Origin of the sequence: Micromonospora sp. NPDC005299, from assembly GCF_042872345.1 — a bacterium.
Lineage (GTDB): Bacteria > Actinomycetota > Actinomycetes > Mycobacteriales > Micromonosporaceae > Micromonospora.
In genome coordinates this window covers 142026-155196 of record NZ_JBIAKG010000009.1, presented here as the reverse complement: position 1 = coordinate 155196, position 13171 = coordinate 142026, and the positions used below count along the sequence as shown (strand labels likewise).

Below are 13171 nucleotides of genomic sequence, written 5' to 3'. Positions count from 1 at the left end.
GGGGTCGAGATGGGGGAGCTACGCGGCACGCACGTGCCGGTGCTGCTCGAGCGGTGTCTCGAGTTGCTGGCCCCCGCGCTGGGCCGGCCCGGCCGCACCGTCCACGTCGACGCCACGCTCGGCCTGGCCGGACACGCCGAGGCGGTGCTCGAGGCGCACCCGGACACGGTGCTGATCGGCCTGGACCGGGACACCGAGGCCCTCGCCCACGCGCGGGCCCGGCTGGCCCGGTTCGCCGACCGGATCCACCTGGAGCACGCCGTCTACGACGAGTTGCCCGAGGTGCTCGACCGGCTCGGCTACCCGGCGATCGACGGGATCCTGTTCGACCTCGGCGTCTCGTCCCTGCAACTGGACGCGCCCGACCGCGGGTTCGCGTACGCGCAGGACGCGCCGCTGGACATGCGGATGGACCAGACCCGGGGGGTGACCGCCGAGGAGGTGGTCAACACCTACTCCCACCCGGACCTGGCCCGGGTGCTGCGGGTGTACGGCGAGGAGAAGTTCGCCGGGCGGATCGCCTCGGCGATCATCCGGGAGCGCGAGCGCGCGCGGATCACGTCGTCGGCGCGACTGGCCGAGCTGGTCCGGGAGAGCATTCCGGCACCAGCCCGACGAACCGGGGGACACCCGGCAAAGAGAACGTTTCAGGCTTTGCGGATCGAGGTAAACAGAGAGCTGGCAGCGCTGGAGACGGCGCTGCCGGCCGCTCTGGACAAGCTCACCGTGGGCGGCCGCATGGTGGTCCTGTCCTACCACTCGCTGGAGGACCGGCTCACCAAGCAGGCGCTCGCCGACCGGGTCCGCAGTAAGGGCCCGGTCGACCTCCCGGTCGAACTGCCCGGGTCGGGTCCGACGTTCCGGCTGCTCAGCCGGGGCGCGGAGCTGCCCGGGGAGGCCGAAGTCGCGGCGAACCCGCGGGCCGCCTCGGTGCGGCTGCGGGCCGCGGAACGGCTCGACCCGGAGGCGGCCCGGCAGGGGCGTACCGACCGCGAACGGTACCGCCGCCGGGTCAAGGCGATGCACCAACCGGGGACGGGGTCACCGGGGTCCGGAACGGACCCGCGGTCGGCCTCGGGGGACGGGAACGGGACGGACGAAGAGGGGGAGGGGACATGAACGTCAACCAGCGCGACAGCCGGGACACCGGCATCGGGCAGCGCGCACCGCGGTCGGGGGGCCGGACCACGGCGCAGCGCGCCCCGCGTGGCACCACGTCGACGGTGACGGCCGACCGGCCCGACCGCCGGGAGGAGACTCGCGCCCGGGGGGCGCGCGAGTTCCCCACCCAGGGCAGCGCCGCGCTGCGGCCGGCCGAGCGCACCAAGGCCACCGGCACGACCTCGCCGCGGCTGCGGGTCGCCCCGCCGCCGCCGGTCCGTGTGCCGCGGGCGCCGTTCGTCGGGCTGATCCTGGTGCTCGTGGTCGGTGGGGTGTTCGGCATCCTGGCGGTCAACACCAAGATCAACGAGAACGCCTTCAAGCTGGAGAAGCTCCAGCAGCAGCAGGCCAAGCTCGACGTCGACCAGCAGCAGCTGGAGAAGGAGATCGCCGACCAGAAGGCGCCCGGCAACCTGACCGCCAACGCCCGCAAGCTGGGCCTGGTCGATTCCGACGAGCTGGCCTACATCCGGCTGCCGGACGGGAAGGTGATCGGCGTCCCGCACCCGGTGGAGGGCGCGCCGGCGATCACCAGCCAGCAGGGCAACGGAGGCTGAGCAGTGCCGCCGAGATCGGAGGAACCGCGCCGGGACGCCAAGGGCTCCCGGCGCGGCTCGTCCCGGGGCGCGGAGCACCGGGAGCCGGGGGTCGGAGGGATCTCCGACGCCCGGGCGTACACCCCGCGGGGCCGGACCATCCGGGAGGGCGGCGGCGCGGCCCGCACCGGTGGGAGCGCCGAGCAACGGCGTACCCCGCGCAGCAGCCGCTCCGGGGACCCGTTCCGCCCGGCGTTGCAGGTGCTCGACGGCGGCCGGACCGGAGCGACCCGCGCCGGCCGCCGGGAGACCGCGGCCGGTGGCCGGGCCGGCGTGGTGCGGACCGTGTCCGCCCGGCCGGTGCGTGAGCCGTTCGACGACGACGACCAGCCCGCGCCGCGGCGCCGGCCCGGGCCGCGCCGCCCCGAGCGGCCGGCCGCCGCCCGGCGGCCGGCCCGCAAGCCGCGCCGCCCGCCGAAGCTCGCCGACCCGCGCCGCCGGCTGCGGCTCGGCACGCTGCTCGTGCTGGCGCTCTTCACCACCATCGGCATCCGGCTGATCTACCTCCAGACCGCCAGCACCCCGGCGTACGCCGATGGCGGGCTCGCCAGCCGTCTCGCCGTGGTCGAGCTGCCGGCCCCGCGCGGGGCGATCTACGACCGCACCGGCGCCCCGCTGGCGCACAGTGTGGAGGCGCGGTACGTCTTCGCCGACCCCACCCAGGTCAAGGACCCGGTCGCCACCGCCAGGCTGCTCTCCCCACTGCTCGGCGTGCCCGCCTCCGAACTGGCCGGGAAGATGAAGCGCCGCAAGCTGCCGGGCGGCGGCTGGTCACAGTTCGAGTACCTGGCGCGCGGCGTCAACATCGACCGGGCCAAGCAGATCATGGCGTTGGACCTGGCCGGCATCGGCGTGCACCGCGACGAGCGGCGCGAGGTGCCCGGCGGGGACCTGGCCGCCAACCTCATCGGCTTCGTCAGCCAGGACATGACCGGCCTGGAGGGGCTGGAGGCGAAGTACGACGACGTCCTCGAGGGCAAGCCCGGCCGGAAGCGGTACGAGGTGGGGCAGGGCGACCTGGCCGCGCCGATCCCGGGCGGCTACAGCCAGACCACCCCGGCTCAACCGGGCAGTTCGCTGGAGCTCACCATCGATCGCGATCTGCAGTTCAAGACCCAGCGGATCCTGTCCGACGCGATGGCCCAGACCCGCAACAGCGTCGGTGCGGCGGTGGTTTTCGAGGTCGGCACCGGCGACGTGCTGGCCCAGGCGAGCTTCCCCACCTACAACGCGGCCGACCCCACCAAGGTCAACTCCCCGGCCGACCGCGAGGACGCGGCCACCAGCTTCATCGTCGACCCGGGCTCGATCCACAAGGCGATCACCTACGGCGCGGCCCTCCAGGAGGGCGTGATCACCCCGGACACCAGCTTCCCGGTGGCCAACACGATCACCAGGGGCGGCGTGCCCTTCACGGACACCCACCCGGCCAACGGGCGAACCATGAGCATCCCGGGCATGCTCGCCTTCTCGTCCAATGTCGGGACCATCGAGATCGCCGAGAAACTGGGCCGGGATCGCCTGATCGACTACCAGAAGCGGTTCGGGCTGGGGCAGCCCACCGGCGAGGGCATGCCCGGGGAGGCCGCCGGTCGGTTACTCCCCGCCAGCGAGTGGAGCGGCTCGTCGTACGGGTCGGTGCCGATCGGGCACAGCGTGGACGCCACCCCGTTGCAGATGGCCGCCGCGTACGCCGCCATCGCCAACGACGGCACGTACGTCCAGCCGCACCTGATCAAGAACGTGATCGGCCCGGACGGGAAGAAGAAGCCCGGCGCCGCCCCGGTCACCCGCTCGGTGCTCAGCCCGGCCAACGCGGCCGCGCTGCGCCGGATGCTGGAGGCGGTCACCACGGTCGACGGCCCGGACGGGCGGGCCACCGGCCTGGCCGCCGCGGTGCCCGGCTACCGGGTGGCCGGCAAGACCGGCACCGGCCTGCGTTACGAGAACGGCAAGCGCCAGCCCGGCGAGGTCGCCTCGTTCATCGGGATGGCCCCGGCCGAGAAGCCCCGGTACGTGGTGGCGGTCTTCGCCTGGAGCCCGGGCGGCGAGGGCGGGGCGGTGGCCACGCCGGCCTTCCGGGAGATGATGTCCTTCACTCTCCGGCACTACCGGGTGCCGCCCTCGGCGACCAACAAGTCCCCGAAGTTCGAGGTCTTTCCGCACTGAACCGGCGGGGCGGGACATGATCGGTGAGTGGCGACGAACCACCGGGGCGGCTGTGCGGTCGGAACCGGACGACCGGGTAGGGTCTGACGCCGTGCCCGGCAATCCACGACCCGCCACCGTGAATCCCGTCCGGCTCGGCGACCTCGCCGCCCGGCTGGCCGTCGCGCCGCCGGAGGGGGCCGCCGAGGTGGCCGTCACCGGGGTGACCCACGCCAGCCAGGAGGTCCGCCCCGGCGACCTGTACGCGGCCCTGCCCGGGGCCCGCCGGCACGGCGCGGAGTTCGCCGCCGCGGCGGCCGGAGCGGGCGCCGTGGCCCTGCTGACCGACCCGGCCGGCGTCGCGCTGGCCGCCGGGGCGGGCCTGCCCGTGCTGGTGGTCGACGACCCCCGGGCGGTGCTCGGCGAGGTCGCCGCCACCGTCTACGGCGACCCGACCGCCGGACTGACCGTGATCGGCGTGACCGGCACCGCCGGCAAGACCTCCACGAGCTACCTCATCGAGTCCGGGCTGCGCGCCGCCGGGCACACCACCGGCCTGATCGGCACGGTGGAGACCCGCCTCGGCGACCTGGTGATCGACAGCGTCCGGACCACCCCGGAGGCGACCGACCTGCACGCCATGCTGGCGGTGGCCCGCGAGCGCGGGGTGGACACGGTGGTCATGGAGGTGTCCAGCCACGCCCTGGCGATGGGCCGGGTCGGCGGGGTCCGGTTCGACGTGGGCGGCTACACCAACTTCGGCTCCGACCACCTGGACTTCCACGCCGACGAGGCGGACTACTTCGCCGCCAAGGCGAAGCTCTTCGACGGGCGCTGCCGGGTCGAGGTGCTCAACCACGACGACCCGGCGCTGCGGCCGCTGCTCAAGCCGGCGACCGTGACCTACTCGGCGGCCGGCGACCCGACCGCCACCTGGTGGGCCGACGGCATCGGCGGCGAGGGCTACGCGCAGCGCTTCACCGTGCACGGCCCCGACGGGCTGACCCTGCCCACCGGGGTGGCCCTGCCCGGCCGGCACAACGTGGCCAACGCGCTGCTGGCCGTCGCCACCCTGGTGGCCGCCGGGGTCGACCCGACCACCGCGGTCAGCGGGGTGGCCGCCTGCGGCGGGGTGCCCGGCCGGCTGGAACTGGTCAGCGGCGACGCCCCGGTGCGCGGGGTGGTCGACTACGCGCACAAGGCGAACGCCATCGAGGCGGTCCTGGCGGCGCTGCGGGACCTGACCGGCGGCCGGCTGATCTGCGTGCTCGGCGCCGGCGGCGACCGGGACCGGGGCAAGCGGCCGGTGATGGGCGGCACCGCCGCGCGGGGCGCCGACGTGGTGCTGGTGACCGACGACAACCCGCGCACCGAGGACCCGGCCACGATCCGGGCCGAGGTGCTGGCCGGCGCGTACGCGGCGGGCACCGGCGCGCGGATCATCGAGGCGCCCGGCCGGCGGGCCGCGATCGAGGAGGCGGTCCGGGTGGCGGAACCGGGGGACATCGTGGCGCTGCTGGGCAAGGGCCAGGAACGCGGCCAGGAGATCAACGGCGAGGTGCTGCCGTTCGACGACCGGGTGGAGCTGGCGGAGGCGCTGCGCGCCCGCTTCGGCGACCTGGTGGGACAGCGATGATCCCGCTGACCCTGGCCGAGGTGGCCGCCGCGGTCGACGGCCGGCTCGTCGGCGCCGACCCGGACGCCCGGGTGACCGGCTCGGTGGAGTTCGACTCCCGCAAGGTCACCCCCGGCGGCCTCTTCGTCGCCTTCCCGGGCGAGAAGGTGGACGGGCACGACTACGCGGTCGGTGCGGTCTCCTCCGGGGCGGTGGCCGTGCTCGGCACCCGCGAGGTGCCCGGCGTGCCGATGGTGCTGGTCGGCGACGCGCTCGACGCCATGGGGCGGCTGGCCCGCGCGGTGGTCGACCGGCTGCCCGGGCTGACCGTCATCGGGCTGACCGGTTCTTCCGGCAAGACCACCACCAAGGACCTGATCGCCCAGCTGGCCGTCCGGCTCGGCCCGACCGTGGCGCCGCCCGGCTCGTTCAACAACGAGCTGGGGCACCCGTACACGGCGTTGCAGGCCGGCCCGGAGACCCGCTACCTCGTGATGGAGAAGGGCGCCCGCGGGGTGGGCCACATCCGCTACCTGTGCGACGTGGTGCCGCCGCGGATCTCGGTGGTGCTCAACGTCGGGGTGGCGCACCTCGGCGAGTTCGGCTCGGTGGAGACCATCGCGCTGGCCAAGGGGGAACTGGTCGAGGCGCTGCCCGCCGACGGGCTGGCCGTGCTCAACGCCGACGACCCGCGGGTCGACGCCATGGCGGCGCGCACCGCGGCCCGGGTGGTCCGCTACGGCGAGTCCGAGCGGGCCGACGTGCGGGCGGTCGACGTGACGCTGGACGGGCGGGGCCGGGCGTCGTACACCCTCGTCACGCCGGAGGGGAGTGCGCCGGTGCGGCTCGGGCTGACCGGCCGGCACCAGGTGTCCAACTCGCTGGCCGCCGCGGCGGTCGCCCGCGAGCTGGGCCTGCCCCTGGCCGACCTGGCGGTGGCCCTGGGCGAGCTGGGCCTGGTCTCCACCCGCCGGATGGACGTGCGGGAACGCCCCGACGGGGTGATCCTGATCGACGACTCGTACAACGCCAACCCGGCCTCCACCGGCGTGGCGCTGCGGGCGCTGGCCAGCATGCGGGGGACGGGGCGTACCGTCGCGGTGCTCGGCTACATGGCCGAGTTGGGTGACTTCGAACGGGAGGGGCATCAGCAGGTCGGCCGGCTCGCGGCCGAACTGGGGGTCGACCGGCTGCTCGTGGTGGGCGAGTCGGCGGCGCCGATCCACGAAGGCGCCACAGCGGTAAGCAACTGGGGAGGAGAGTCGGTGCTGCTCACCGATCAGGCGGCGGCCGTCGAGGTGCTGCGGAGCGAGCTACGTCCGGGTGACGTGGTGCTGGTGAAGGGCTCCCGGTACCGCACCTGGGAGGTGGCCGACGCGCTGCGCGCGGACGCCGAGAAGGGGTCGGCTGCATGAGGGCGGTGATCGTCGCCATCGGGGTCGCCTTCCTCATCTCGCTCTTCTGCACCCCGATCGCGATCAAGGTGTTCACCCGGCTCAAGGCCGGCCAGCCGATCCGGGCCGAGGGTCCGGCCATGCACCAGGGCAAGAAGGGCACGCCGACCATGGGCGGCGTGGTCTTCATCCTGGCCACGGTGATCGCGTACGTCGCCGGTCACCTGGCCCTGACCACCCTGCCGGACGCGCAAATCGCCCAGGTCGAGCCGACCATCACGGCGCTGGTGCTGCTGGGGCTGATGGTGTTCTCCGGGGCGGTCGGTTTCATCGACGACTTCCTGAAGGTCCGCAAGCGGCACAGCGGCGGCCTCAACAAGCGCGGCAAGCTCGCCGGCCAGATCCTGGTCGGCGCGATCTTCGGCGTCGTGGCGCTCTACTTCCCGAGCAGCATGACCGACGTCCGCGGCAACGCGACCAACACCGAGACCGTCGGCAGCACCATGCTGAGCTTCATCCGGGACATCCCGGCCCTGGAGATCGGCAAGATCGGCGCGGTGATCGTCATCATCCTGGTGGTGATGGCGGCGACCAACGGGGTGAACCTCACCGACGGCCTCGACGGCCTGGCCACCGGCGCCTCGGTGATGGTCCTCGCCGCGTACGCCCTGATCGCCTTCTGGCAGTACCGGCACTGGTGCGCCGACCCGAACTACTCCGAGGCGTACTGCTACGCCGTCCGGGACCCGCTGGAGATCGCGTTGATCGCCGGGGCGGCGGCCGGCGCCTGCGTCGGCTTCCTCTGGTGGAACACCTCGCCGGCCCGGATCTTCATGGGCGACACCGGCGCGCTGGGCCTGGGCGGCCTGATCGCCGGCATGGCGATGTCCACCCGGACCATCCTGCTGCTGCCGATCATCGGCGGCCTCTTCGTGATCGTCACGATGTCCGTGGTGATCCAGATCATCTCGTTCCGGACCACCGGCAAGCGGGTGTTCCGCATGTCGCCGCTTCAGCACCACTTCGAGCTGGCCGGGTGGAGCGAGGTCAACATCGTGGTCCGGTTCTGGATCATCGCCGGCATCGGTGTGGCCATCGCGCTGGGCCTGTTCTACAGCGAGTTCCTCGCCGCGGTGAGCTGACCCGCTGCCGCTGCGTCACGGCGGGATCCCTGGGCGTTACCAGGGGTCCCGCCGTTTCGCGTTCCGACACGCCGACCGGGCGGTTGCGCCACGGACGGGCGGGTCGAGCCGCCATGATGGGCGGGTGGGGGAGGGAAGAGACACCGAGGGCGCGACCGACACGCAGGCCCGACGGCCGCCCGCGGCGACCCGTCCGGCCGACCCGCCGGGGCCGCTGCTCGGGCTGGACGCGGCCGGCGGGCTGGCCGCGCTGCGCGGCCTGCTGGCCCGGCCGCTGGCCTCCTACTACCTGCTGCTCTCCAGCGCCGGCCTGCTGCTGCTGATCGGCCTGACCATGGTCTTCTCCGCGACCAGCGTCAAGGACTTCGCCGAGGAGGGGGACGCCACCGCGTCCCTGGTCAAGCAGGCGATCTTCGCGGTGATCGGCATCGTGGCCTTCTGGGCCTGCCAGCGGCTGCCCGCCCGGACGTTCCGGGCGGTGTCCCGGCCCTTCCTCGGGGTGGCCGTGGCGCTCCTGCTGGTCCTCAATCTGCTGGTCGCGCTGGAGGCGCTGCTTCGGGTCGAGTCGCTCGGCCCGCTCAAGGCCCAGCTGCTCTGGCTCTACCTCGGTCCGATCTCGGTGCAGCCGGTCGAGGTGGCCAAGTTCGCGCTGGTGCTCTGGGGCGCGCACGTGCTGGCCCGCAAGGGCGCCGCCCTCGGCTGGTGGAAGGAACTGGCCACCCCGCTGTTCCCGGTGGTCGGGCTGCTCTTCGTGCTGGTCGGCTACAACGACCTGGGCAGCATGCTCTGCCTGCTCGCGCTGGTGGTCGGGATGCTCTGGGCGGCCGGGGTGCGGAAGCGGGTCTTCGCCACCCTCTCCGCGATCGGTCTGGCCGGGATCGGCCTGCTGGTCGCCGCCGCGTCACTAGGCGCCGGTTCCGGGTCGCGGGACGCCGACAACTACCGACTCGGGCGGCTCACCATGTGGCTCGACCCGCCCGACCCGAAGACCTGCTTCGAGCTGGAGTTGCCCAACTGCTACCAGCTCGTCCAGGCCCGCTTCGCCGTGGAGCACGGCGGCTGGTTCGGCGTCGGGCTGGGCAAGAGCAGCGCCAAGTTCGGCTGGCTGCCCGAGGCGCACAACGACTTCATCTTCGCCATCATCGCCGAGGAGCTGGGGGTGGTCGGCTGCACGGTGGTGCTGGTGCTCTTCGCGGTGCTGGCCTACACCGGGCTGCGGATCGCCCGCCGGGTGGAGGACCCGTTCCGCCGGCTCGCCGCCGCCGGGGTCACCGCCTGGCTGGTCGGCCAGGCCGTGATCAACGTCGGCGGGGTCACCGGGCTGCTGCCGCTCACCGGCGTACCCCTGCCGTTCATCTCCGACGGCGGCAGCGCCCTGGTGGTGACCCTGGCCGCGGTCGGGATGCTCGCCTCCTTCGCCCGCGCCGAGCCCGACGCGGCCCGGGCCCTGCATGCCCGTCCGCCGGCCCGGTGGGTCCGACTAGTGTGGGCCCCGTTGCCGCCGCTTCCCGGCCGGCGCCGCCGACCGGCGTCGCCACCGGCGGACCGAGGGTCCGTGCCCCGGTCCCGCCCGCGGCGGCAGGACGACCAGGCCGCAGCCCGCGGCGCCCGGCCCGACCGGACGCGCGCCGGCACGGCGAGCGAGAGGAGACGCTGATGGGTCCGCTGCGTTCGGTGGTGCTCTGCGGAGGCGGTACGGGTGGCCACATCTACCCGTTGCTCGCCTTCGCCGACTGCCTGCGCCGACACGACCCGAGCGTCCGGATCACCTGCCTCGGCACACCCAAGGGGCTGGAGAACGAGCTGATCCCGCCGGCCGGCTACGACCTGCGCCAGATCCCGGCCTACCAGCTGCCCCGCTCGGTCAACATGAGCCTGGTGCGCACCCCGGACCGGATGTGGAAGGCGGCCCGCGCGGCGGGCAAAGTGCTCGACGAGGTGCAGGCCGACGCCGTGATCGGCTTCGGCGGGTACGTCTCGGTCCCCGGCTACCTGGCCGCGTGGCGCCGCGAGCTGCCCATCGTCATCCACGAGGTGAACGTGCCGCCGGGCGTGGCCAACCGGCTCGGCATGAAGTTCACGAAGAACGTCGCGGTGGGCTTCCCGCACCAGCCGGCGCAGGCCGAGTCGCTGCGCGACGCCCGGGTGGTCGGGGTGCCGCTGCGCCGGGGCATCGCCGGGCTGGACCGGGCCGCCGTGCGCAACGCCGCCCGCGCCCACTTCGGGCTCCGCCCCGACCTGCCGGTGCTCTTCGTGGCCGGCGGCTCGCAGGGCGCCCGCTCGATCAACCTGGCGGTCTCCGGGGCGGCCAAGGAACTGGCCCGCAACGGCGTGCAGGTGCTGCACGTGATCGGCGCCCGCAACGAGGCGGTCTCCGTCCCCACCGACCTGCCGGTGCCGTACGTGACCCTGCCCTACCTGTCCGAGATGGAGCTGGGCTACGCGGCCGCCGACCTGATGCTGGCCCGCGGCGGCGCCATGACCTGCGCCGAGGTGGCCGCGATCGGACTGCCCACCATCTACGTGCCCTACCCGCACAGCAACCAGGAGCAGAAGCGCAACGCGCTGCCCGTGGTGGAGGCCGGCGGCGGGCTGCTCGTCGACGACGCCGAGCTGACCCCGGCCTGGGTGGAGCGCACGGTGATCCCGCTGATCCGGGACCCGCAGCGGCTCGCCGCGATGGGCGGCGCCGCGGCCGCGTACGGCCGGCGCGACGGCGACGTCGCCCTGCTGAACTTCGTCTACGAGGCGGTGAGCCGCTGATGGCGGCCGCCGCGACCGGAAGGTACGTCGCATGAACACCGCGCAGTTCACCCCCGCCGGCACCATGACCGCGGAGGACCTGGGCCGGATCCACCTGATCGGGGTGGGCGGCGTCGGCATGAGCGGCCTGGCCCGGCTCTTCCTCACCCGGGGCCTGCCGGTCTCCGGCAGCGAACTGCGGGAGTGGCCCTCCCTCGCCGGCCTGCGGGCGCTGGGTGGCACCATCCACATGAGCCACGAGGCGACCAACCTCGACGGCGTGGACACGGTCGTCTACTCCTCGGCCATCCCGCAGGACCATCTGGAGATGGCCGAGGCGCGCCGGCGCGGGCTACGCGTGCTGCACCGCTCCGAGGCCCTCGCCGCCGCGATGACCGGCCGCCGGACCGTGGCGGTCGCCGGCACCCACGGCAAGACCAGCACGACCTCAATGGTCACCATGGTGCTGCAGCAGGCCGGCACCGACCCGTCCTTCGTGATCGGCGGCGAGATCTCCGAGGTCGGCTCCGGCGCCCACCACGGCACCGGCGAGTACTTCGTGGTCGAGGCGGACGAGAGCGACCGCTCGTTCCTCATCTACCGCCCGTACGTGTCGATCATCACGAACATCGAGGCCGACCACCTCAACACCTACGGCGACCTCGCCAACCTGGAAGCGACCTTCGCCGAGTTCGCCCGGCTCACCGACCCCGAGGGCTTCATCGTCACCTGCGCCGACGACCCGGGCGGGCGGCGGCTGGCCGAGACGCTGCGGGCCGAGGGGCGCCGGGTCTGGACGTACGGCGAGTCCGCCGACGCCGACCTGAAGCTCAGCGCGATGGCCTCCTCCGCACAGGGGGTGCGCTACCTGGCCGAGATCGAGGGCCGGTCGCTGGGCGAGATCCGGCTGCCGATGCCGGGGCGGCACATGGGCCTCAACAGCGCCTCGGCGGTGCTCGCCGCGTACCTGCTGGAGCTGCCGATCACGGCGGCGGAGGCCGCGCTCGGCGCGTTCCCCGGCGTGCGGCGGCGCTTCGAGCGCAAGGGCGTCGCGGACGGCGTGCTGGTCTACGACGAGTACGCCTACCACCCGACCTCGATGACGCTGGCCCTGCAGACGCTGCGCGAGGTGGCCGGCGAGGGCCGGCTCATCGTGGTGTTCCAGCCCTACCGGCTGTACCGCACCCGGGACCTCCAGGCGGAGATCGCCGCCGCCCTCGGCATCGCCGACGAACTGGTGCTGCTGGAGGTCTTCGGCCCAGGCGAGCTGCGCCAGCCCGGCGAGGGCTCGGCCGCCCTGGTCCAGGTGGTGCCGCTGCCGGCGGACCGGAAGGTCTTCGTCGAGGCGTGGGACGACGTGCCGGCCGAGGTGGCCCGCCGGGCCCGGCCGGGCGACGTGGTGGTGACCATGGGCGCGCCGCCGATCTCGCTGATGGGCGACCAGCTGCTCGACGCCCTGCTGGCCCGGACCGGTGACGCCGCGGCGATCGGCACCGGCGTCGACCCGGACGGCGCGGCGGCCACGGCCGGATGAGCCCCGGCCCGGCCCGTGGCCGCACCCCCGGCCAGGACGGCGGGGCCGGCCGACGCAACCCGGTCCGCCGGTGGCAGCTGGTCCGGGCGAGCGCGGATGCCGTACCCCCGTCCACCCGGCGGTTCATGGCCCGGGCCCGGCAGCGGCGGATGCGCGCCGCGCTGCCCTGGGCGGTCACCGTCGCCGTGCTGGCGGTCGCCGGGCTGGTTGCCTGGACCGTGCTGAACACCGGCCTGTTCGGTGTCCGGGAGGTGCGGGTGGTCGGCGCGACGCTGGTCACCCCGGTCGAGGTGCGCGACGCCGCGGCCGTGCCCGACGAGGCTCCGCTGGCCCGGGTGGACCTGGCCGCGACCGCCCGCCGGGTCGGCACGCTCGCTCCGGTGGAGCGAGCCACGGTGGAGCGGGACTGGCCGGGCGCCCTGGTGATCCGGGTGGTGGAGCGGACCCCGGTGGCCGCGGTGCCGCAGGGCGAGCGCTGGGCGGTCGTGGACCGGGCCGGCGTGGTCTTCCAGAACCTGGATCAGGCGCCCGCCGGGCTGCCCGTCGTCCGGGTGGGCAGGCCGGCTCCCGACGACCCCGGCACCCGCGCCGGGCTGGACGTGCTCGCCGCGCTCAGCCCGAAGCTGCGCGGCGAGCTGGTCGCGGTGGACGTGGCCGGGCTGGCCCGGATCACCCTGCTGCTGCGCGACGACCGGAAGGTGGTCTGGGGCGACGCGACGCGCAGCCCGGACAAGTCCAAGGTGGCCACCGCCCTGCTCGGTCGGAAGGCCGACACGATCGACGTCAGCGCTCCGGACGTGGTCACGTTCCAGTGATCCGGCGGTCGGCCGACGTGAGCC

General features: G+C 74.2%; 10 protein-coding genes. All 10 read left to right on the top strand.

What is annotated here, in order from left to right; all coding sequences use genetic code 11:
* The first annotated feature begins 9 nt into the window (after positions 1-9).
* The 10 genes from rsmH to ACFYPD_RS24430 all read left to right on the top strand — a co-directional run bounded on the left by rsmH (position 10) and on the right by ACFYPD_RS24430 (position 13147).
* Positions 10-1119 carry a 16S rRNA (cytosine(1402)-N(4))-methyltransferase RsmH gene (gene rsmH / locus ACFYPD_RS24475; RefSeq protein ID WP_387117739.1) on the top strand — a complete coding sequence of 370 codons (1110 nt, stop codon included), beginning with the start codon at positions 10-12 and terminating at the stop codon, positions 1117-1119.
* Positions 1116-1718: a septum formation initiator family protein gene (locus tag ACFYPD_RS24470; protein WP_387117736.1), complete on the top strand. Its 603-nt coding sequence runs from the start codon at positions 1116-1118 to the stop codon at positions 1716-1718. Before rsmH ends, ACFYPD_RS24470 begins: the two co-directional genes overlap by 4 nt.
* Before the next feature lie 3 nt (positions 1719-1721).
* Complete coding sequence (locus ACFYPD_RS24465) at positions 1722-3926, top strand: peptidoglycan D,D-transpeptidase FtsI family protein (RefSeq protein ID WP_387117733.1); 2205 nt, start codon at positions 1722-1724, stop codon at positions 3924-3926.
* 52 nt (positions 3927-3978) lie between these two features.
* Positions 3979-5541: a UDP-N-acetylmuramoyl-L-alanyl-D-glutamate--2,6-diaminopimelate ligase gene (locus tag ACFYPD_RS24460; RefSeq protein ID WP_387117730.1), complete on the top strand. Its 1563-nt coding sequence runs from the start codon at positions 3979-3981 to the stop codon at positions 5539-5541.
* On the top strand, positions 5538-6935 hold the full coding sequence (gene murF, locus ACFYPD_RS24455) for a UDP-N-acetylmuramoyl-tripeptide--D-alanyl-D-alanine ligase (protein WP_387117728.1): 1398 nt from the start codon (positions 5538-5540) through the stop codon (positions 6933-6935). The genes ACFYPD_RS24460 and murF overlap by 4 nt, the downstream gene beginning before the upstream one ends.
* Positions 6932-8056, top strand: a complete 1125-nt coding sequence (gene mraY / locus ACFYPD_RS24450) for a phospho-N-acetylmuramoyl-pentapeptide-transferase (protein ID WP_387117726.1) — start codon at positions 6932-6934, stop codon at positions 8054-8056. Before murF ends, mraY begins: the two co-directional genes overlap by 4 nt.
* A gap of 214 nt (positions 8057-8270) precedes the next feature.
* Positions 8271-9713, top strand: coding sequence for an FtsW/RodA/SpoVE family cell cycle protein (locus tag ACFYPD_RS24445; protein WP_387118124.1), 1443 nt, complete (start codon positions 8271-8273; stop codon positions 9711-9713).
* Positions 9713-10819, top strand: a complete 1107-nt coding sequence (gene murG / locus ACFYPD_RS24440) for an undecaprenyldiphospho-muramoylpentapeptide beta-N-acetylglucosaminyltransferase (protein ID WP_387117724.1) — start codon at positions 9713-9715, stop codon at positions 10817-10819. Before ACFYPD_RS24445 ends, murG begins: the two co-directional genes overlap by 1 nt.
* Before the next feature lie 31 nt (positions 10820-10850).
* Positions 10851-12332 carry a UDP-N-acetylmuramate--L-alanine ligase gene (gene murC / locus ACFYPD_RS24435; protein ID WP_387117722.1) on the top strand — a complete coding sequence of 494 codons (1482 nt, stop codon included), beginning with the start codon at positions 10851-10853 and terminating at the stop codon, positions 12330-12332.
* The gene (locus ACFYPD_RS24430; protein WP_387117719.1) at positions 12329-13147 is read left to right on the top strand and encodes a cell division protein FtsQ/DivIB; all 819 of its coding nucleotides are present in this window, start codon (positions 12329-12331) and stop codon (positions 13145-13147) included. The genes murC and ACFYPD_RS24430 overlap by 4 nt, the downstream gene beginning before the upstream one ends.
* The last annotated feature ends 24 nt before the right edge of the window (positions 13148-13171 follow it).

Bases quoted from the DNA above. Each gene is read 5' to 3' on its own strand.
- murC (WP_387117722.1), top strand. From the start codon at position 10,851: ATGAACACCGCGCAGTTCACCCCCGCCGGCACCATGACCGCGGAGGAC.
- rsmH (WP_387117739.1), top strand. From the start codon at position 10: ATGGGGGAGCTACGCGGCACGCACGTGCCGGTGCTGCTCGAGCGGTGT.
- ACFYPD_RS24430 (WP_387117719.1), top strand. From the start codon at position 12,329: ATGAGCCCCGGCCCGGCCCGTGGCCGCACCCCCGGCCAGGACGGCGGG.
- mraY (WP_387117726.1), top strand. From the start codon at position 6,932: ATGAGGGCGGTGATCGTCGCCATCGGGGTCGCCTTCCTCATCTCGCTC.
- ACFYPD_RS24470 (WP_387117736.1), top strand. From the start codon at position 1,116: ATGAACGTCAACCAGCGCGACAGCCGGGACACCGGCATCGGGCAGCGC.
- murF (WP_387117728.1), top strand. From the start codon at position 5,538: ATGATCCCGCTGACCCTGGCCGAGGTGGCCGCCGCGGTCGACGGCCGG.
- murG (WP_387117724.1), top strand. From the start codon at position 9,713: ATGGGTCCGCTGCGTTCGGTGGTGCTCTGCGGAGGCGGTACGGGTGGC.